The organism is Actinacidiphila sp. bgisy160 (genome assembly GCF_057707815.1).
Window position 1 is genome coordinate 1 of record NZ_JBYIQW010000039.1, and the last position, 20560, is coordinate 20560.

Below are 20560 nucleotides of genomic sequence, written 5' to 3' on the forward strand. Positions count from 1 at the left end.
AAGCCGTGCCCCCGGACCCAGTCCGGGGGCACGGCTCTTTGGCGTATCCACACCCGCTGTTCATGTTCAGATCAGCAACGCATCACCCTCCGCGGTGATCCTTGCCGCAACGGGCAAGTGGAGGTGAGCCTGATGCAGCAGTTCCTGGTTCAGGGTGCTGAAGTAGCCGCGCTGGAGGACGAGTTCTCGTCAGCGGTGGACGGGCGTCATGCCGTCGCCCTGGACTCCGCGACCTCCGCGTTGCATCTGGCGCTGCTGTCGCTCGGCATAGGCGCCGGCGAGGAAGTGATCCTGCCGTCGTTCGCGCCGGTGGAGACCGCGGCCGCCGTGCGGCGGGCCGGTGCGGTGCCGGTCTTCGCGGACATCGACCCGCTGACGTTCTGCCTCGACCCGGAGGCCGTGGCGGCCGCGATCACGCCGCTCACGGTCGCGATCCTGCCGGTGCACCTCTTCGGGCACCCCGCGGCCGTCGACCAGATCACCGGCATCGCCGCCCGGCACGGCCTGGCGATCATCGAGGACGCCACCCAGGCCCAGGCGGCGACGCTGGCGGGCCGCCGGGTCGGCACATACGGCGTGCTGAGCGTGTTCGCCGTCGAGGAGGGGGCCGTGGTGACCACGGAGCACCCCGAACTGGCCGGTGCCGTCAAGCGGCTTCGTGACACCGCCCACGCCAAGGCCCGGATGACCGACGGCAAGGCCGCCGTGGGACGCGGAGCGCTGGCGAAGCGCGCCGGTGCCGTCGCCCGGCAGCGGGCCAACTGCCGTTACCTGGACTCTGCCCTGACCGGTGTCCTCGTGCCGTACGTAGAGCCCGGCGCGCACCACGTCTACCACCGCTACACGGTGCGGATACCGGGCAACGGCAGGCCGGACCGGGACGCGTTCGCGATGGCCCTGGCCGCGCGCGGGGTACGCGCGCACGTGAGCATCCCGACGCCCGTGCACCGGCTGCCCGAGTACCGGTCGAGCTCGTATCTGCCCAGGACGGAGAAGGCGGTCGGCGAGACGCTGTCGCTGCCCGTTCACCCGGGCCTGAGGGAGAAGGAGTTGGAGCGGATGGCCGTGGCGTGCAACACGCTCGGCGGCCTGCTCTGAGCCGGTGCGGCGCGGGCCGGTACGTGCCTCGAGCGGATTTCCGAACCAGGCCCTGCATGAGCTAGGATCCTTCACGTCGACGCGCCCCAATAGCTCAGTCGGCAGAGCGTCTCCATGGTAAGGAGAAGGTCTACGGTTCGATTCCGTATTGGGGCTCTGATGAGAAAGGCCCCCGCCGTCCGGCGGGGGCCTTTCCCGTTTGTCCACCCATTCCGTGGATTGCGGCGCTCAGGCGGTCAGTTCCGGGACGCGCATCGCGAGGATGGCCATGTCGTCGGAGGGCGCGTCGGAGGCGAAGCGCTCGACGGCCCGCTGGATGCGGGCCGCGACCGCGCCCGCGGTGAGGCCTGTACAGGTGGCCAGGACGTCGGCGAGGCCGTCGTCGCCCAGCATGCGAGTGCCCTCGCGGCGTTCGGTGACGCCGTCGGTGACGCAGAGCAGGACGTCGCCGGGGTCGAGGGTGACGGTCTGCTCGACGAGTTCCAGGTCCTCGATGACGCCGAGGAGGGGCTGGGGTTCCGCGGCGGGTTCCACGACGCCGCTCTGCCGCAGCCGCAGCGGCAGCGGGTGGCCGGCGCAGACGACCTTCAGGACGGCGCTGCCGTCGCTCTGCGGCCACATCTCGCCGTAGAGAAGGGTGAGGAAGCGGCTGCGGGCTCCTTCGTCCAGGATGGCCGCGTTGAGCCGTTCCAGGACGGAGGGGCCGCTGAAGCCCTCGCGGGCGAGCAGGCGCAGCGCGTGCCGGGCGAGACCCGTCACGGCGGCGGCCTCGGGGCCCGTGCCGCACACGTCGCCGATGGCGAAGCCCCAGCAGCCGTCGCGGATGGGGAACACGTCGTAGAAGTCGCCGCCGACCTCGTTGCCTTCGCCGGCGGCGCGGTAGACGACCTCGACCTCGACACCGGGGATCGCCGGCAGGCCGGGTGGCAGCAGGCTGCGCTGGAGGGACTGGCTGATGGCCGTGCGCTCGCTGTAGAGGCGGGCGTTGTCGAGGGCGAGCGCGGCCCGGCGCGACAGGTCCTCGGCGAGTTCCAGGATCTCCTGGCGGAAGCGTTCATCGGCGGACCTGCCGAGGGTGAGCATGCCGATGACGCGGTTGCGGGCCACGAGGGGCAAAACGACCGTCTCGCCGCCGACGGCGGCGGCGGTCGCCAGGGCCGTGCCGGGCCGGGCCGCCTCGCCGAGGCCCAGGCTGCGCAGGGAGGCGCGCAGAGCGGTGGAGTGCGCCGCGTCGGCGGGGGCGGTCCACACCCGGGCGCCGGGGGTGGGGTCGGGATCGGGCGGGGCGACGCGGGACAGCAGCGCCTTGATGCCGTCGATGCGGTCCTCGTCCTCGTGCAGGACGAAGGCGAGTTCGGGCTCCGAGGCCTGGTCGGCGATGGTGTAGACGGCGCACCAGCTGGCCAGGGTGGGCACGGTCATCTGGGCCATCAGGGCGAGCGTCTGGTCGCGTTCCAGGGTGCCCGCCAGCAGGTCGGAGGCCTCCACCAGGAAGGACAGCGAGCCGCGGCGCAGCCGCTCGAGCTCGGTGAGGCGGGCGCTCTCCACGGCCAGCGCGATGCGGTCGGCGGCGAACTGCAGCCGCAGCGCCTCCTCGTTGGTGTATCGGCCGGGGCTCTCCGCGGCGACGCCGAGCGAGCCGGTGAGGCGGCCCTCGACCTTGAGGGGGACGGTGACGATCGAGCGCATGCCGGTGCCGGCGAGCAGCGGGACGGCACCGGGCACCGCCGTGAGGTCCTCGTGGACGGCGGGCATGCGGGCACTGCCGTACCGGCCGGTGCCGGCCTCGACGGGGACCCGCGCGAAGCGCTGCCGGGCGGAGGGGAGGCCGGTGGAGGCGCGCACCTCCAGCTCGGTCTCGTCGTCGGTGGCGAGGAGCAGGTATGCCGCGTCGCCGTCGAGCATGTCGCGGGCCCGCTCCACGGTGCGCTGCAGCAGGCCGTCGAGGTCGTCGGGGGCGGGGGAGCCGATGAAGGACTCGAAGGGGTCCACGACCTTGCCGCGCTCGCCCCCGCCCTCGACGGTGATCATGCCGCGGCCCGGGTTCTGCAGGACGGCGCGCTCGTCCTCGCGCACCAGCAGGCACACGGTGGACGGCTCGCCGGAGGAGTCGCGGACCCGCAGGTGCGTGCCGTAGACGGGGAGGGTGCGGCCGTCGGCGCCGCGGATGCCGTAGCTGCCCTCCCAGCGGGACAGCCTGAGCGCCTCGGCGATGCCGTGGCCGGTGCCCGGGGTCTGCGGCCAGGCGGCGAAGTCGCCGAGCGGCTTGCCGGTGACCTGCTCGCCGAGGTGGCCGAAGAGCTCGGCGGCGTCCTGGTTCCAGCGGATGATGATGCCGGCGCGGTCGACCTGGACGACGGCGACGCGGACCCGTTCGTCGGCCAGCGGCAGCGCCTGGACGGGCAGGGCCGGGCCCGCGGAGCGGGTGCCCGCGGGGCGCTGGGGGAGGTCGAGGCGGAACCAGACGTGCTTGTTGGCGGCGGTGTACTCCACGCCCCAGCGGCTGGCCAGCGCCGAGCACAGCAGCAGGCCGCGGCCGCCCTCGTGGTCCGGGTGGATCTGCTTCTTGGCGTCGTGGAGCGGCAGATCACGTTCTGGGTAGCGGTCGGCGACCTCGATGCGCACGGCGGACTCGTAGCGCAGGCACTGGACATCCGCGGCGGTGCCGGCGTGGACCACGGCATTGGTGACGAGTTCACTGGTGAGCACGACGGCGTCGTCGACCACCTCGGAAAAGCCCCAGCCCTGGAGGGTGTCGCGGACGAACGCGCGTGCGGTGGCGACCGAGCGTCCCACGGGTTCGAAGGTGGCCGCTGCCCGCGCCGTGATCACAGATCTCCTTGTTTGTCCGGGGACGTCACCGTTTGCCGTCCGCTGTACTGTCACCACCGGCCCCCACTTCGAGGTGTACGCCCGGCCCAAGGTGGGCAACCGCATGCCAGGTTACTTACCCCCGGCGACCGTGTGTGTGCCGGTTGGGGGTGTTCCTGTCCCGATCATGACGCCGGTCATATGCGATGCTGCCGAACTGTTATGGCCGGGCCCGGGCATGGTGAAACACTGGTCATGCCTGAACGAGGCACCTGCAGGTCGGTCGACCCTCCGGGAGGGACACGGTGGAGTCTGGCGCATCGGCGCGAGGCGGCGCGGCATCCGCGGCGAAGCGGGGCGGTTCCGCACGGGTGAAGAACGCGCGGTCGCGTAGGAGCGGACCCGGTACGGGGACCGTGGAGGTCGATTCGGCGGCGCTGAACAGGCTGCTGTCGGCGCTGGAGTCGATGCGGGACGGCAACTTCCGCAAGCGGCTCACGGTCACCGGTGACGGGGTCATGGCGGAGATCTCCGCGGTGTTCAACGAGGTCGCCGACCGCAACCAGCACCTCACCGGTGAGCTGGCGCGGGTGCGGCGGGTCGTGGGCCGCGAGGGCAAGCTCGCCGAACGCCTGGAGACGGGGGTGTGCGAGGGCGCCTGGGCGGCGGCCATCGACGCCTCCAACGCGCTCGTGGACGACCTCGTGCGCCCCATGTCCGAGGTCGGCCGGGTGCTGTCGGCGGTCGCGGAGGGCGACCTGGACCAGCGGATGGACCTGCGCTCGCAGGGCGCCGACGGTTCCGGGCATCCGCTGCGGGGTGAGTTCCTCAAGGTGGGCCGCACCGTCAACGGGCTGGTCGACCAGCTCTCCACGTTCACCGACGAGGTGACCCGGGTGGCGAGCGAGGTCGGCACCGAGGGCAAGCTCGGCGGTCAGGCGCGGGTGCGCGGCATGTCCGGTTCGTGGAAGGACCTCACGGACTCGGTCAACACCATGGCGTCCCGTCTGACGGCCCAGGTGCGCGACATCGCCCTCGTCACGACGGCGGTCGCCAAGGGTGACCTGTCGCGCAAGGTCACCGTGCACGTGGCCGGCGAGATGCTGGAGCTGAAGAACACCGTCAACACGATGGTGGACCAGCTCTCCTCCTTCGCCGCCGAGGTGACCCGCGTCGCGCGCGAGGTGGGCACCGAGGGACAACTGGGCGGCCAGGCCAAGGTGGCCGGTGTCGACGGCGTGTGGAAGGACCTCACGGACTCCGTCAATTTGATGGCCGGCAACCTGACGGCCCAGGTGCGCGACATCGCCCAGGTGACCACGGCGGTCGCCAACGGCGACCTGTCGCAGAAGATCACCATCGGCGCGCGCGGCGAGGTCGCCCAGCTCGCCGAGACGGTCAACGCGATGACCGAGACGCTGCGCACCTTCGCCGACGAGGTGACCCGTGTCGCGGGCGAGGTCGGCGCGGAGGGCCGGCTCGGCGGCCAGGCGCAGGTGCCGGGTGCGGCGGGCATCTGGAAGGACCTCACCGACTCGGTGAACACCGCGTTCCGCAACCTGACCGGCCAGGTGCGGGACATCGCGCAGGTGACGACGGCGGTCGCCAACGGCGACCTGTCGCAGAAGGTCACGGTGGACGTCTCCGGCGAGATGCTGGAGCTGAAGAACACCGTCAACACGATGGTCGACCAGCTGTCGGCCTTCGGTGCCGAGGTGACCCGGGTGGCGCGCGAGGTCGGCGTCGAGGGTGAGCTGGGCGGCCAGGCGCAGGTGCCGGGTGCGGCGGGTCTGTGGAAGGACCTGACGGATTCGGTGAACACCGCGTTCCGCAACCTGACCGGCCAGGTCCGCAACATCGCGCAGGTGACGACGGCGGTCGCCAACGGTGACCTGTCGCAGAAGGTCACGGTGGACGTCTCCGGCGAGATGCTGGAGCTGAAGAACACCGTCAACCGCATGGTGGACCAGCTGTCCTCGTTCGCCGGGCAGGTCACGCGCATGGCCCGGGACGTGGGTACGGAGGGCCGGCTCGGCGGTCAGGCCCGTGTCGACGGCGTGAGCGGCGTGTGGAAGGAGCTGACGGACTCCGTCAACTTCATGGCGGGCAACCTCACCTCGCAGGTCCGCCAGATCGCGCAGGTGACGACGGCGGTGGCCCGCGGTGACCTCTCCCAGAAGGTCGATGTCGACGCGCGCGGCGAGATCCTGGAGCTGAAGAACACCATCAACACGATGGTCGACCAGCTCTCCTCCTTCGCCGAGCAGGTGACCCGGGTGGCCCGCGAGGTGGGCACCGAGGGCCGGCTCGGCGGCCAGGCGCAGGTGCCGGGCGTCGCCGGCGTGTGGCGTGACCTCACCGACTCCGTGAACGGCATGGCGGGCAACCTGACCGCGCAGGTCCGCAACATCGCCCAGGTGGCGACCGCGGTGGCCCGCGGTGACCTCTCCCAGAAGATCGACGTCGACGCGCGCGGCGAGATCCTGGAGCTGAAGAACGTCCTGAACACGATGGTCGACCAGCTCTCCTCCTTTGCCGAGCAGGTGACCCGGGTGGCCCGCGAGGTGGGCACCGAGGGCATCCTGGGCGGCCAGGCCGAGGTGAAGGGTGTGTCGGGTACCTGGAAGGACCTGACGCAGTCCGTCAACTTCATGGCGAACAACCTGACGATGCAGGTCCGCAACATCGCCGAGGTCACCACCGCGGTCGCCCAGGGCGACCTGTCCAAGAAGATCACCGTCGACGCCAAGGGCGAGATCCTCGCCCTGGTCACCACCGTCAACACGATGGTCGACCAGCTGTCCGCGTTCGCCGACGAGGTGACCCGGGTGGCCCGTGAGGTGGGCACCGAGGGCCAGCTGGGCGGCCAGGCGCGGGTGCGGGACGTCTCCGGCATCTGGAAGGACCTCACCGACAACGTCAACCTGATGGCCAACAACCTGACCGGTCAGGTGCGTTCGATCTCCTCCGTCGCCACCGCCGTCGCCAACGGCGACCTCACCAAGAAGATCACCGTCGAGGCGCGCGGCGAGGTCGCCCAGCTCGCCGAGACCATCAACACCATGGTCGACACCCTGTCCGCCTTCGGTGACGAGGTGACCCGGGTGGCCCGCGAGGTGGGCACCGACGGCATCCTCGGCGGCCAGGCGCGCGTGCCGGGCGTGTCCGGCTCGTGGAAGGACCTCACCGAGTCGGTGAACAACATGGCCTCCAATCTGACCGGCCAGGTCCGCAACATCGCCATGGTCACCACGGCCGTCGCCCGCGGCGACCTGTCCAAGAAGATCGACGTCGACGCGCACGGCGAGATCCTGGAGCTGAAGACGACCATCAACACGATGGTCGACCAGCTGTCGGCCTTCGGTGACCAGGTGACCCGGGTGGCCCGTGAGGTGGGCACCGAGGGCCGCCTGGGCGGCCAGGCCCGTGTGCCGGGCGTGTCCGGCATCTGGAAGGACCTCACCGAGTCGGTGAACCTGATGGCGAACAACCTGACCCGTCAGGTGCGCAACATCGCCCAGGTGGCCACGGCGGTGACCCGCGGCGACCTCAACATCCGCACGGACGTGGACGCGGCCGGCGAGATCCTGGAGCTCCAGGACTACATCAACACCATGATCGTCCGGCTCCGCGAGACCACGCTCGCCAACAAGGAGCAGGACTGGCTCAAGGGCAACCTCGCCCGCATCTCCGGTCTGATGCAGGGCCGCCGCGACCTCAACGACGTGGCGGCGCTCATCATGAGCGAGCTGACCCCGGTGGTCTCCGCCCAGCACGGCGCCTTCTTCATCGCGGAGGAGCCGGCCGGCGGGGAGGAGACCGAGGAGGGCTACGAGCTGCGGCTGAGCGGCTCGTACGGCTTCTCCAAGCGGACGATGCCGACGGTGTTCCTGCCCGGCGAGGGGCTGATCGGCACGGCCGCGGTCGAGAAGCGCTCGATCCTGGTGGAGGACGTGCCGCCGGGCTACCTGCGGATCTCCTCCGGTCTCGGGGAGGCGCCGCCCGCCCACGTCATCGTGCTGCCGGTGGTGTTCGAGGACCGGGTGCTCGGCGTGATCGAGCTGGCCTCCTTCCAGCCGCTCACGCAGATCCAGAAGGACTTCCTCGGCCAGATCACCGACATGATCGCGGTCAGCGTGAACACCATCAGCGTGAACACCAAGACCGAGTACCTGCTGGAGCAGTCGCAGGAGCTGACCGAGCAGCTGCGGGAGCGCTCGGCGGAGCTGGAGAACCGGCAGAAGCAGCTGGAGATGTCCAACACCGAGCTGGAGGAGAAGGCGGAGCTGCTGGCCCGTCAGAACCGGGACATCGAGGTGAAGAACACCGAGATCGAGGAGGCCCGGCAGGTCCTGGAGGAGCGCGCCGAGCAGCTGGCCGTCTCCATGCGCTACAAGTCCGAGTTCCTGGCCAACATGTCGCACGAGCTGCGCACCCCGCTCAACTCGCTGCTCATCCTGGCCAAGCTGCTCGCGGACAACGCCGAGGGCAACCTCTCCCCGAAGCAGGTCGAGTTCGCCGAGACGATCCACGGCGCCGGTTCCGATCTGCTGCAGCTCATCAACGACATCCTGGACCTGTCCAAGGTCGAGGCCGGCAAGATGGACGTCAGCCCGACCCGCATCGCCCTGGTCCAGCTGGTCGACTACGTGGAGGCCACCTTCCGCCCGCTCACCGCGGAGAAGGGCCTGGACTTCTCCGTACGGGTCTCCCCGGAGCTGCCCGCCACGCTCCACACCGACGAGCAGCGGCTGCTGCAGGTGCTGCGCAACCTGCTGTCGAACGCGGTGAAGTTCACCGACAGCGGCTCGGTCGAGCTCGTCATCCGCCCGGCCGGTCCCGACGTGCCGCAGGCGATCCGGGAGCAGTTGCTGGAGTCCGGCTCGCTGCGGGGCGCGGACGAGCCGCTGATCGCCTTCTCCGTGACCGACACGGGCATCGGCATCGCGGCGAGCAAGATGCGGGTCATCTTCGAGGCGTTCAAGCAGGCGGACGGCACCACCAGCCGCAAGTACGGTGGTACGGGGCTGGGCCTGTCCATCAGCCGGGAGATCGCGCGGCTGCTCGGCGGGGAGATCCACGCCGACAGCCAGCCCGGCCGCGGCTCGACCTTCACCCTCTACCTGCCGCTCAACACCACCGAACTGCCGCCCCAGGGCTACCCGCAGCTCCCCGGCGGCGAGGCCGGGGAACTCGAGGGAGCGCCGGCCGAGCCGCTGCACGCCCCGGCCCACGGCCACGTGGCGGTCCGCGGCCGGGGCGCGGGCAGCAGCCTGGCCCGGCTGCGCCGGCGTTCCGCGGCACCGCGGCCCGCCACGGCCGCCGGGGCGATGGAGCGCGCCGCACTGCCCGAGTCGTGGGTGGAGGGCGCGCACAGCGACGCCTACACCGGCTTCTCGGGCGGCTTCAGCGGCGAGAAGGTGCTCATCGTCGACGACGACATCCGCAACGTCTTCGCTCTCACCAGCGTGCTGGAGCAGCACGGACTGACCGTCCTGTACGCCGAGAACGGCCGGGAGGGGATCGAGGTCCTGGAGCAGCACGACGACGTCGCGGTCGTCCTGATGGACATCATGATGCCCGAGATGGACGGTTACGCGACGACGGCCGCGATCCGCAGGATGCCCCAGTTCGCGGGGCTGCCGATCATCGCGCTGACGGCGAAGGCGATGAAGGGCGACCGGGAGAAGAGCATCGAGTCCGGGGCGTCCGACTACGTCGCCAAACCGGTGGACACCGACCACCTCCTCGCGGTGATGGAGCAGTGGATGCAGTCCAGGTGACAGCACGTTGGGTGACCGATCGGGCAACGGACGGTGAACGTCCCTGACTCGGCGTGTGTGAAGAGGTGTGGGAGTGCGGGATTCTGGGAACCTTCTGGTCCCCGCCTGCGTTTCCGCTTCGTGCACAGTGACATGGCGGTGACAGGGTGTGGCGGACAGCGGGGTGCGGCTACCATGACCGGCACAAGGACGGGCGGCACTCAGGAGTCGTCCATGGGGGCGGCGACCGGTGCAGTGCCGGGGCGAGGAGGGCGGGCCATGGTGCAGAAGGCCAAGATCCTCCTGGTCGATGACCGGCCGGAGAATCTGCTGGCGCTGGAGGCCATCCTCTCCGCGCTCGATCAGACCCTGGTGCGGGCATCGTCCGGGGAGGAAGCACTCAAGGCGCTGCTCACCGACGACTTCGCGGTGATCCTGCTCGACGTCCAGATGCCGGGCATGGACGGTTTCGAGACCGCTGCGCACATCAAGCGGCGCGAACGCACCCGCGACATCCCGATCATCTTCCTGACCGCCATCAACCACGGGCCGCACCACACCTTCCGCGGCTACGCGGCCGGCGCGGTGGACTACATCTCCAAGCCCTTCGACCCGTGGGTGCTGCGCGCCAAGGTCTCGGTCTTCGTCGAGCTCTACATGAAGAACTGCCAGTTGCGCGAGCAGGCCGCGCTGCTCCGGCTGCAGCTGGAACAGGGCGCGCGGCAGGGCGGCAACGGCGCCAAGGAGCCCGTGGGGCTGCTCGCCGAGCTCTCCGCACGGCTCGCCGCGGTGGAGGAGCAGGCGGAGGCGCTGTCCAAGCAGCTCGACGAGTCGGCCGACGCGGCGGCGGTGGCCACGGCCGCCCACCTGGAGCGCAAGCTGACCGGACTGCGCCGCGCGCTGGACGCGCTGGAACCGGGCACGGGCGGCGGCGACAAGAAGATTCCCCCGCAAGAGTGAGGCGCGTGCGCCGGTTGATGCAGTGTCATCCCTGGCGCATCAGGGGCACGACACGAATGGCGGTATGCGTGGCCACGCGTGTCGTGCACGGGGCGGAACGGTAACCTCACCATCATGGCCTCACGTACGTCGGGCACCGCCAAGAAGGCTGCCGCCAAACCTGCGGCCAAACCCGCGGCCAAGCCCGCGGCGAAGAAGGCCCCCGCGAAGAAGGCGGCGGCCAAGAAGCCGCCTGCCAAGGCGGCGGCCGCCAAACCCGCGCCGTCCCCGACCGGGGGCGTGTACCGGCTCGCGCGAGCGGTGTGGCTCGGACTGGCGCACACCGTGGGCGCCCTCTTCCGCGGCGTCGGGCGCGGCGCGCGCGGGCTCGACCCGGCGCACCGCAAGGACGGCCTGGCGCTGCTGCTGCTCGGCCTCGCGCTGGTCGTCGCCACCGGTACCTGGTCGGATCTGCGCGGCCCGGTGGGCGATCTGGTCGAGATACTGGTCACGGGTCTGTTCGGGCGGCTGGACCTGCTCGTGCCGTTCCTCGTCGGTGCCGTCGTCTGGCGGCTGATGCGCCACCCGCAGAAGTCCGACGCCAACGGGCGCATCGTCATCGGCCTGACCACCCTCACCGTCGGCGTGCTGGGCCTGGTGCACATCGGCTGCGGTTCCCCAGGACGCGGGCAGGGCGCCGACGCGATCCGCGACGCGGGCGGTCTGATCGGCTGGGCGGCGTCCGCGCCGCTCGACTACACCGTCGGCGCGCCACTGGCGGTGGCGCTGCTGGCGCTGCTGACCTTCTTCGGGCTGCTGGTCACCACCGCGACCCCGGTCAACGCCATTCCCCGGCGGCTGCGCGAACTCGGCATCCGGCTGGGCCTGGTGGAGGAGCAGGACACCGCCGGGGCCGAGGACGACGCCGTGCCCTTCAGCGACCTGCTGGAGGAGGAGACCGCCCCGCAGGACGGCGGGGAGAGGCCGCGCCGCCGCTCCCGGCGCCGCCAGGAGCGGCCGGAGCTGCCCGATCTCACGCCCAGCGACGGCCTGGACGCGGTCGGCCTCGCCTACGGCGTGGCCGCCGACCTCGACGGCGCCCTCGCCTACGGTGTGCCCGGTTCCTCCGTCGTCGCGGACCTCGTCAGCCACTCCCTGCCGCAGACCCGGGACACCGGGGACAGCGGTGAGACCGAGGACCCCGCCGGCCGGTCCGTGCCCGACCTCACCAAGGCCGCGGCGCCCGAGCAGGGCCAGCCGCTGCCGCCGCGCGCCGAGCAGCTCCAGCTGTCCGGCGACATCACCTACGGCCTGCCGTCCCTGGACCTGCTGGAGCGCGGCGGTCCGGGACGTACCCGCAGCGCCGCCAACGACGCCGTGGTCGAGTCGCTGACGAGTGTCTTCTCGCAGTTCAAGGTCGACGCACGGGTCACCGGGTTCACCCGCGGCCCGACGGTGACCCGCTACGAGGTGGAACTCGGCCAGGCCGTCAAGGTGGAGCGGATCACGGCGCTCGCCAAGAACATCGCGTACGCCGTGGCGAGTCCGGACGTGCGGATCATCAGCCCGATTCCCGGCAAGTCGGCGGTCGGCATCGAGATCCCCAACAGCGACCGGGAGATGGTCAACCTCGGCGACGTGCTGCGCTCGGCGGAAGCCGCCGGCGAGGAGCACCCGATGACGGTGGGCCTTGGCAAGGACGTCGAGGGCGGCTACGTCATGGCCAACCTCGCGCGCATGCCGCACATCCTCGTCGCGGGCGCCACCGGGTCCGGCAAGTCCTCCTGCATCAACTGCCTGATCACCTCGGTCCTGGCGCGCGCCACGCCCGACGAGGTGCGGATGGTGCTGGTCGACCCCAAGCGCGTCGAGCTGACCGCGTACGAAGGCGTCCCGCACCTCATCACCCCGATCATCACCAACCCCAAGCGGGCCGCCGAGGCATTGCAGTGGGTCGTGCGCGAGATGGACCTGCGCTACGACGACCTGGCCGCCTACGGCTTCCGGCACATCGACGACTTCAACGCGGCCGTGCGGGGCGGCAAGGTGAAGCCGCCGGAGGGCAGCGAGCGTGAGCTCGCGCCCTACCCCTACCTGCTGGTGATCGTGGACGAGCTGGCCGACCTGATGATGGTCGCGCCACGGGACGTGGAGGACGCGATCGTCCGCATCACCCAGCTCGCCCGGGCCGCGGGCATCCACCTCGTGCTGGCCACCCAGCGGCCCAGCGTCGACGTCGTCACGGGTCTCATCAAGGCCAACGTGCCCTCCAGGCTGGCCTTCGCGACCTCCTCGCTCGCCGACAGCCGGGTCATCCTCGACCAGGCGGGCGCCGAGAAGCTGATCGGAAAGGGTGACGGGCTGTTCCTGCCGATGGGCGCGAACAAGCCGGTCCGCATGCAGGGCGCCTTCGTCACCGAGGAGGAGATCCACGCCGTCGTCGCCCACTGCAAGGCGCAGTTGACCCCCAGGTACCGAGACGACGTGGTCGTCGGCTCGGGGCCGAAGAAGGAGATCGACGAAGAGATCGGCGACGATCTGGACCTGTTGTGCCAGGCGGCGGAACTGGTCGTCTCCACTCAATTCGGGTCGACTTCGATGCTCCAGCGGAAACTGCGTGTCGGCTTCGCGAAAGCGGGCAGGCTCATGGACCTGATGGAATCGCGCGGGATCGTCGGGCCCAGCGAGGGGTCGAAGGCCCGTGACGTACTGGTCAAGCCGGACGAGATGGACGGAGTGCTCGCCCTGCTCCGCGGCGAGGCCGGTTCGTAGCCATTCCGTGGCTCACTCGTAAGTGGGCTGGACGCAACCGTTGCTCCCGCCCGTACGTCAAGTTAGTGCAGGGGGAAGGCGTATGGCCGACTGTCATCGGCGCCGCGAAAGACGGCAATCCTGATGGCGGACAAACAACGCCCGCCCGCTTGCCCGTCCTTTTGCACACCCCCCTAGACTGAGTCCCCAGCAGGTGGCTACACGCTCGAAAGGCGCCCCCGTGTCCATCGGCAACCCGCCCCCCGACGACCGGCTCTCGGTCGGTCGCGCCCTCGCCCAGGCCCGCGTCGCAGCGGGTCTGACCGTCGACGAGGTCAGTACCACAACGCGTGTGCGCCCGCCCATCGTGCACGCGATCGAGCAGGACGATTTCTCCCGCTGTGGCGGCGATGTGTACGCCCGCGGCCACATCAGGGCGCTCGCGCGCGCCGTCGGCCTCGATCCCGAGGCCCTGATCGAGCAGTTCTCGGCGGAGCACGGCAGTGCGCCCGCCCCGACCCCCGTGGCGCCGCTGTACGAAGCGGAGCGGATGCGGTCCGAGCCTCGCCGCCCCAACTGGACCGCCGCCATGGTCGCGGCGATCGTCGCCGTCGTCGGTTTCGTCGGCTTCACCCTCTTCAACGGTGGTGAGGACGGCGGCAAGGAGCCGGTGGCCGGCAAGCCGAGCGCGGCGAGCCCGGAAGCGAAGCCCTCCGGCAACCCCACGAGCACCGCGCCGGGGCCCGAGGCTTCCGACAGCGCGATCGCCGCCGCGCCGGCGGACAAGGTCACGGTCAAACTCACCGCCCAGAACGGCAAGAGCTGGATCCAGGCGGTGGACAGCAACGGGCGACAGCTCTACCAGGGGAGCCTGGAGTCGGGCGCCTCCAAGACCTTCACCGACAAGAGCAAGATCAACCTCATCATCGGCAACGCGGGCGCGGTCCATCTCTTCGTCAACGGCAAGGACCTCGGCCCGGCGGGTGACCCCGGTCAGGTCCAGCGCCTCACCTTCACCCCCGGCGACCCGGAAGCGGGGTGACGCCCGCTTCCACGGGCGCGCACGGACACCGCGGCGCCCGGCGCGGGACACCCGTCCCGGCGCCGGGCGCCGCTGCGCGTCGGAGCCCGGCCAGGGACAAAGTAGGCTGAGCCTATGTCCGAACCCCGTACCGTCGCTCTTGTCACGCTCGGCTGCGCCCGTAACGAGGTGGATTCCGAGGAGCTCGCCGGCCGGCTGGCGGCGGACGGGTGGCAGCTCGTCGAGGACGCCGCCGCCGCCGACGTGGCCGTCGTGAACACCTGCGGCTTCGTCGAGGCCGCCAAGAAGGACTCCGTCGACGCCCTGCTGGAGGCCAACGACCTCAAGGGCCACGGCCGTACCCAGGCCGTGGTCGCGGTCGGCTGCATGGCCGAACGCTACGGCAAGGAGCTGGCCGAGGCCCTGCCCGAGGCCGACGGCGTGCTCGGCTTCGACGACTACGCGAACATCTCCGACCGCCTGCGGACGATCCTCTCCGGCGGCGTCCACGCCTCGCACACCCCGCGTGACCGCCGCAAGCTGCTCCCGATCAGCCCGGCCGCCCGGCAGGCCGCGAGCCAGGTCGCGCTGCCCGGCCACGCGCAGGCCGCCGCGGAGCCGGCCCCCGCCCCGCAGGACCTGCCCGAGGGGCTCGCACCGGCCTCCGGGCCGCGCGCCCCGCTCCGCCGCCGTCTGGACAACAGCCCGGTCGCCTCGGTGAAGCTGGCCTCCGGCTGTGACCGCCGCTGCTCCTTCTGCGCCATCCCGTCCTTCCGGGGCTCCTTCATCTCCCGCCGCCCCTCGGACGTGCTCGGCGAGACGCGCTGGCTGGCCGAGCAGGGCGTCAAGGAGGTCATGCTGGTCAGCGAGAACAACACCTCGTACGGCAAGGACCTCGGTGACATCCGGCTGCTGGAGACGCTGCTGCCGGAGCTGGCCGCCGTCGACGGCATCGAGCGGATCCGGGTCAGCTACCTGCAGCCCGCCGAGATGCGCCCGGGCCTGATCGACGTGCTCACCTCGACGCCGAAGGTCGCGCCCTACTTCGACCTGTCCTTCCAGCACTCCGCCCCCGGGGTGCTGCGCGCGATGCGCCGCTTCGGCGACACCGAGCGCTTCTGGGGCCTGCTGGACACCATCCGCTCCAAGGCGCCCGAGGCCGGGGTCCGCTCCAACTTCATCGTCGGCTTCCCGGGCGAGTCGGAGGCGGACCTGGAGGAACTGGAGCGCTTCCTGGGCGCCGCCCGGCTCGACGCCATCGGCGTCTTCGGCTACTCCGACGAGGAGGGCACCGAGGCGGCCGGCTACGAGGACAAGCTCGACGAGGACGTCGTCGCCGAGCGGCTGGCCCGCGTGTCGCGGCTGGCCGAGGAGCTGACCGCACAGCGTGCCGAGGAGCGGCTGGGCTCGACGGTGCACGTGCTGGTCGAGTCCGTCGACGAGGAGGAGGGCGCGGTCGGCCGCGGTGCCCACCAGGCGCCGGAGACCGACGGCCAGGTCGTCCTGACCTCCCACGCGGGCCTGGTGCCCGGAACGTTCGTCGCGGCGAAGGTGGTGGACACCGAAGGCGTCGACCTCGTCGCGGAGCCGCTTGGCACGACGGAGGAGGCCCGCGGATGACAGGAGTCCCGGCGTCCGCCGCCGGCAACCACCGGCCCGCAGCCGCAGCCCCGGTGGCCGCGGCCCGGCGGCCTTCGCTGTGGAACATCGCCAACGTCCTGACGATGGTGAGGCTGCTGCTGGTGCCAGGCTTCGTCGTGCTGCTCGTGCACGGCGACGGGCACGACCCGGCGTGGCGCTCCTTCGCGTGGGCGGCGTTCGCCATCGCGATGATCACCGATCTGTTCGACGGCGAGCTGGCCCGGCGCTACGGGCTGGTCACCGACTTCGGCAAGATCGCCGACCCGATCGCCGACAAGGCGATCATGGGCGCGGCCCTGATCGGGCTCTCCGCCCTCGGGGACCTGCCCTGGTGGGTCACCGCGCTGATCCTCTTCCGTGAGCTGGGCATCACGCTGATGCGGTTCTGGGTGATCCGCTGGGGAGTGATCCCGGCCAGCCGCGGCGGCAAGCTGAAGACGCTCACCCAGGGCGTCGCCGTCGGCATGTACATCCTGATCCTCACCGGGCCGCTGGCGACGCTGCGGGCGGTCCTGATGGGCGCCGCGGTGGTACTGACCGTCGTGACGGGCCTGGACTACGTGCGTCAGGCGGTCGTCATGCGCCGGGCCGGGCTGGCCGCGCGGCACTCGGCCGCCGCGCGCCGGGCGCGCGAGGGGGCGGACGAGCCGGAGGCCGAGATCGCGGAGGACGCTCCGGTGGAGTTCCCGGAGGAGCAGGGACAGGGCGCGTGAACGTCGCCGCCGAGGTTCTGGGGCTGCTGGAGGCGCGGCGGGAGTCGCTCGCCGTCGCCGAGTCGCTGACCGGCGGCCTCGTCGCCGCCGAGCTGACCTCGGTGCCGGGCGCGTCCGCGTCCTTCCGCGGCTCGGTCACCGCGTACGCCACCGAACTGAAGCGGGACGTGCTGGGCGTGGACGGCGCCCTGCTGGCCGAACGCGGGGCCGTCGACCCCGACGTCGCACGGGGGATGGCGGAGGGCGTGCGGCGCGTCCTGCGCGCCGACTGGGGGCTGTCCACCACCGGTGTCGCCGGGCCCGACCCGCAGGACGGGCAGCCGGTCGGGACGGTCTACGTGGCGGTCGCCGGGCCGACCGGCTCGTGGTGCGAGAGACTGCAGTTGAACGGCGACCGTGCCGCGATCCGTACCACCACCGTGAACGCCGTTCTGACCCTCTTGCAGCAGACGCTTCCGACGGGCGGGGGAACACCCGGCGAATCCCCGACGGCGAAGGGTAGGGAAGACAGCGGGGGGAAGGGATGTTTGCAGCCCTGAGTGAACACGTCATCGCTCCCCGCACGGCCGGTGTCGGAGGCGGTACGGTGGGGCAAGAAGGTTGCGAATTCGCGGTCCGAGGAGGGAGCCACCGATGATTCTGCTCCGTCGCCTGCTCGGTGACGTGCTGCGTCGGCAGCGCCAGCGTCAGGGCCGCACCCTGCGTGAGGTCTCCTCATCCGCCCGGGTCTCCCTGGGCTATCTGTCGGAGGTCGAACGAGGGCAGAAGGAGGCTTCCTCCGAACTGCTCTCCGCGATCTGTGACGCCTTGGACGTCCCGATGTCCGAGGTGATGCGGGAGGTCAGCGACGATCTGGCGCTTGCCGAGCTCGCCGAGTCGGCTGCTGTCGAGTCGGCAGCCGCGCCTATGCGGCCGCTGCTGGGCGCGGTTCCGTCCGTACCGTCCGGTCCGGACGAGCGAGTCACCATCAAGGCGCCGAAGGCGCCCACCGAGGCCGTGGACGTCGTCGCGGCCTGAGCGACACCAAGCAGTTCCGAACCGTGGTCCCGGCCGGTGGACAACCGGCCGGGGCCACGGCGCGTCCGCGTTTGGTCCGCTGCTCCGGGGAAGGCGCCCATGAGGCGGACCGTCGTGGAGGCGGTCCTGCGATGCCAGGCAATTCGCGAGGAGGAGCAGCATGACCGTCGTGAAGAGCACGCTGCCCGAGGCCGACCGCAGCATCGTGGGTGAGGCCCTGCAGCACACCCTCAGCGACCTCATCGATCTGTCGCTCGTCGCCAAGCAGGTGCACTGGAACGTGATCGGGACGCGCTTCCGGTCGGTCCACCTCCAGCTCGACGACGTGGTGACCACGGCGCGGACCTACGCCGACACCGTCGCGGAGCGGGCGGCCGCGATCGGGGTGACGCCGGACGGGCGCGCGGGGACGGTGTCCAAGAGCAGCAGCATCGACGAGGTGCCGGACGGGTGGATCAAGGACGAGAAGGTGGTCGCGATCATGGTCACGGCGCTGGACGCCGTGATCAGGCGGGTGCGTGAGGGGATCAGGGCGACGGAGAAGCCCGATCCGGTGAGCCAGGACATCCTGATCGGCCTCGCGGCCGAGCTCGAGAAGCACCACTGGATGTTCCAGGCCGAGAACGTGTAGGCCGGCGGGGCGCCAGGCGGCGCCCCGGGCCGGTCGCCCTGGGTTGTCTTCGGACGGGGAATGTCGCAGGTAGTAGCCGTGCATGTACTCCTTTCGGGTGAACGTTGTGAGGGGCGGGGCGGCAGAGGTCTAGCGATCTTGTCCGCAGGGGATCGCACCTGTGTACGGGGAAAGCCCGGGACTGGGTCCTTGGTGATTCCCGCCGCAACCTCGGGGCTCCGAAGGAGGCGGCCATGCATGCTCTCCGCCTGTTTCACGAGCTGTGGGCCCGGCGGCCGGTCCGCTGGGCGATCGCTTTCGTCGCGGGTGTGGTGTGGTGGTGGGCCCTGCTGAGGCTCATCGTCCAGCCCGCGCAGGCAGGCTCCTTCGAGGGCCTGGTCGTCGCCGGTGGCTGGGGGCTCAGCATCGTCCCCCTGCACTCGGCGAGGTGGTCACGGGGATCGTCATCCGCAGCTCGGGCGGGTGTCCGTGAGGTTGGGGAACCGGCACCGGGAGGGCTGCCGGGAAGAGTCCCGGGACCGCGAAATCAGTCACTGCCAGGGCATGACGACGCCCCTGTTGGGGCGCAGGATCTGGCCGGTCGTGAAGGCTGAGGCGTCGGAGGCCGGGAAGAGCACGGTGTGCGCCACGTCCTGCGGGTCGCCCACACGGCCCAGGGGCGCGGCGCGCGCCAGCGCCTCCTCGGCACGGGCCTGGGACCGTTCGTCCAAGAGGCCGTCGGGGCCCGTGCCGTAGGGCTGGTCATCGGGTGCGGCCGAAGCCGGGCACCACGGCGGGCCGAAGCCGGGTGCCACGGCGGGCCGAAGCCGGGTGCCACGGCGTTGGCCCGTACCCCGTAGGGCCGCAGCCGCGCGGCGAGGTCCGGGTCGGCTGGACGACGGCGGCGTTGGAGGCGCAGTGGCAGAGCGGCCCGCGGGCGCCGGTGTCGATGGCGCCGGAGGCCATGGTGACCTGGTGACGACGCTGCCCGTACCGTGCCCGGTCATCGGGCGGGCCGCCTCGCGGGCGCAGCGTCGGTGTCCAGGAGGGTGCCGGAGCGCATGACGCCCGCGATGGCGGCCGGGACGACCAGCCGTCCGTGGGCGGCCACGGCGCCCGCGACGGCCTCGGCCGCCTGCGCGCGTCGTGACGTCCACGGCGCGCGCCCGCGCGACGCCGCCGGCCTGCACCTCCGGCTCGGCGGTGTGCCGGGCGCGGCTCGCCCACGTCCGCGCAGAAGACGGTGGCCCCGGCCCGGGCGAGCAGCAGCGCCGAGGCCCGGCCGATGCCACTGGCGGCACCCGCGACCAGGGCGGTGCGCCCGGTGAGGTCGTACGCCGGTACGGCCATGCGGCGACCGCACGACCGGATCTGACAGGCCGTCAATCAGTGTGAGCGTGCCGCGGGCGCGGGGCCGCGCTGGCAGCGCGGGCACCAGTACGTCGCGCGGGTCTGGCCGGGCGGACCCAGCTCGGCGACGCGGATCGCCGTCCCGCAGCGCAGGCAGCCGTGCCGGTCGCGGCGGTAGACCCAGTGCGTCCGGCCGCGCCGGGTGTCGCCCGTGGTGATGTGGCCGTGCCGGGTCTTGTTGGCCTGCAGCAGCCTCCTGGCGAGTGCGACGACCTGTTCGGGCTCGGGGACCTCGCCGACCGGCATCCAGGGCGTGATGCCGCGCAGGAAGCACAGCTCGCACTTGTAGACGTTGCCGATGCCCGCGAGATTGCGCTGGTCCAGCAGCGCGTCTCCGACCGGGCGGGCCGGGTCGGCGGTCAGCCGGCGCACCGCCTCGGCCGGATCCCAGTCCGGGCCCAGCAGATCGGGGCCGAGGTGGCCGACGGCCCGGTCCTCCTCGGCGGTGCGCAGCAGCTCCAGCACGGGCAGCCGGTAGCCGACCGCGACCCGCTCGGCATTGGCCAGGACCGCCCGGACCTGGTGTTCCGGGCCGCCCCGCCAGCGCTCACCGGGCGCGTACAACTGCCAGGAACCGTCCATGCGCAGGTGCGAGTGGAGGGTCAGCCCGCCCTCGACCCGGATCAGCAGGTGCTTGCCGCGGGCCACGACCTCCTCCACGTGACGTCCCGACAGATCGGCCGTCGCCAGCCGCGGCACGCGCAGGTCCGTGCGGAGCAGCTCGTGCCCCGCCAGTGCCCAGTGCAGCCGGTGCGCGGCCAGCCAGATCGTGTCGCCCTCGGGCACC

The 20560-nt window shown here is 71.5% G+C and carries 13 protein-coding genes and 1 tRNA gene; 11 read left to right on the forward strand and 3 right to left on the reverse strand.

Translation table 11 applies throughout. From position 1 onward, the window contains the following. The first annotated feature begins 123 nt into the window (after nucleotides 1–123). Together AC3EUJ_RS26095 and AC3EUJ_RS26100 are read left to right on the forward strand one after the other, a co-directional pair. Nucleotides 124–1098 (forward strand): DegT/DnrJ/EryC1/StrS family aminotransferase, encoded by a 975-nt coding sequence (locus tag AC3EUJ_RS26095; protein ID WP_431965398.1) that lies wholly within the window; start codon nucleotides 124–126, stop codon nucleotides 1096–1098. Nucleotides 1099–1181: 83 nt separating this feature from the next. Continuing rightward, nucleotides 1182–1254: transfer RNA gene (locus AC3EUJ_RS26100), tRNA-Thr, on the forward strand. Nucleotides 1255–1326: 72 nt separating this feature from the next. Here AC3EUJ_RS26100 and AC3EUJ_RS26105 read toward each other — a convergent pair. Continuing rightward, nucleotides 1327–3930, reverse strand: a complete 2604-nt coding sequence (locus AC3EUJ_RS26105; RefSeq protein WP_431965400.1) for a SpoIIE family protein phosphatase — start codon at nucleotides 3928–3930, stop codon at nucleotides 1327–1329. Between the two features lie 284 nt (nucleotides 3931–4214). Here AC3EUJ_RS26105 and AC3EUJ_RS26110 point away from each other — a divergent pair, with 284 nt between their 5' ends. The 9 genes from AC3EUJ_RS26110 (at nucleotide 4215) to AC3EUJ_RS26150 (ending at nucleotide 18384) form a co-directional block, all read left to right on the forward strand. Continuing rightward, the gene (locus AC3EUJ_RS26110) at nucleotides 4215–9692 is read left to right on the forward strand and encodes a HAMP domain-containing protein (protein WP_431965402.1); all 5478 of its coding nucleotides are present in this window, start codon (nucleotides 4215–4217) and stop codon (nucleotides 9690–9692) included. A gap of 258 nt (nucleotides 9693–9950) precedes the next feature. Further along, nucleotides 9951–10631 carry a response regulator gene (locus AC3EUJ_RS26115; RefSeq protein ID WP_431965404.1) on the forward strand — a complete coding sequence of 227 codons (681 nt, stop codon included), beginning with the start codon at nucleotides 9951–9953 and terminating at the stop codon, nucleotides 10629–10631. 114 nt (nucleotides 10632–10745) lie between these two features. Beyond that, complete coding sequence (locus AC3EUJ_RS26120) at nucleotides 10746–13382, forward strand: DNA translocase FtsK (RefSeq protein ID WP_431965406.1); 2637 nt, start codon at nucleotides 10746–10748, stop codon at nucleotides 13380–13382. A gap of 220 nt (nucleotides 13383–13602) precedes the next feature. Then, a complete protein-coding gene (locus AC3EUJ_RS26125) occupies nucleotides 13603–14403 on the forward strand; it encodes a helix-turn-helix domain-containing protein (protein WP_431965408.1) in 801 nt (266 codons plus the stop codon). Nucleotides 14404–14517: 114 nt separating this feature from the next. Further along, nucleotides 14518–16002: a 30S ribosomal protein S12 methylthiotransferase RimO gene (gene rimO / locus AC3EUJ_RS26130; RefSeq protein ID WP_431965410.1), complete on the forward strand. Its 1485-nt coding sequence runs from the start codon at nucleotides 14518–14520 to the stop codon at nucleotides 16000–16002. Beyond that, on the forward strand, nucleotides 15999–16736 hold the full coding sequence (gene pgsA, locus AC3EUJ_RS26135; RefSeq protein ID WP_431965412.1) for a CDP-diacylglycerol--glycerol-3-phosphate 3-phosphatidyltransferase: 738 nt from the start codon (nucleotides 15999–16001) through the stop codon (nucleotides 16734–16736). The genes rimO and pgsA overlap by 4 nt, the downstream gene beginning before the upstream one ends. Further along, on the forward strand, nucleotides 16733–17275 hold the full coding sequence (locus tag AC3EUJ_RS26140; RefSeq protein WP_431965414.1) for a CinA family protein: 543 nt from the start codon (nucleotides 16733–16735) through the stop codon (nucleotides 17273–17275). Before pgsA ends, AC3EUJ_RS26140 begins: the two co-directional genes overlap by 4 nt. Before the next feature lie 94 nt (nucleotides 17276–17369). Further along, on the forward strand, nucleotides 17370–17753 hold the full coding sequence (locus tag AC3EUJ_RS26145; protein WP_089228334.1) for a helix-turn-helix domain-containing protein: 384 nt from the start codon (nucleotides 17370–17372) through the stop codon (nucleotides 17751–17753). A 160-nt stretch (nucleotides 17754–17913) separates the two neighbouring features. Continuing rightward, nucleotides 17914–18384: a Dps family protein gene (locus AC3EUJ_RS26150; protein ID WP_431965416.1), complete on the forward strand. Its 471-nt coding sequence runs from the start codon at nucleotides 17914–17916 to the stop codon at nucleotides 18382–18384. A 530-nt stretch (nucleotides 18385–18914) separates the two neighbouring features. On the opposite strand, the gene AC3EUJ_RS26155 is transcribed toward AC3EUJ_RS26150, so the two are convergent. Together AC3EUJ_RS26155 and AC3EUJ_RS26160 are read right to left on the reverse strand one after the other, a co-directional pair. Continuing rightward, the gene (locus tag AC3EUJ_RS26155; protein WP_431965418.1) at nucleotides 18915–19094 is read right to left on the reverse strand and encodes an SDR family oxidoreductase; all 180 of its coding nucleotides are present in this window, start codon (nucleotides 19092–19094) and stop codon (nucleotides 18915–18917) included. Nucleotides 19095–19749: 655 nt separating this feature from the next. Further along, nucleotides 19750–20559 (reverse strand): DNA-formamidopyrimidine glycosylase family protein, encoded by an 810-nt coding sequence (locus AC3EUJ_RS26160; RefSeq protein WP_431965420.1) that lies wholly within the window; start codon nucleotides 20557–20559, stop codon nucleotides 19750–19752. Nucleotide 20560: the final 1 nt, after the last annotated feature.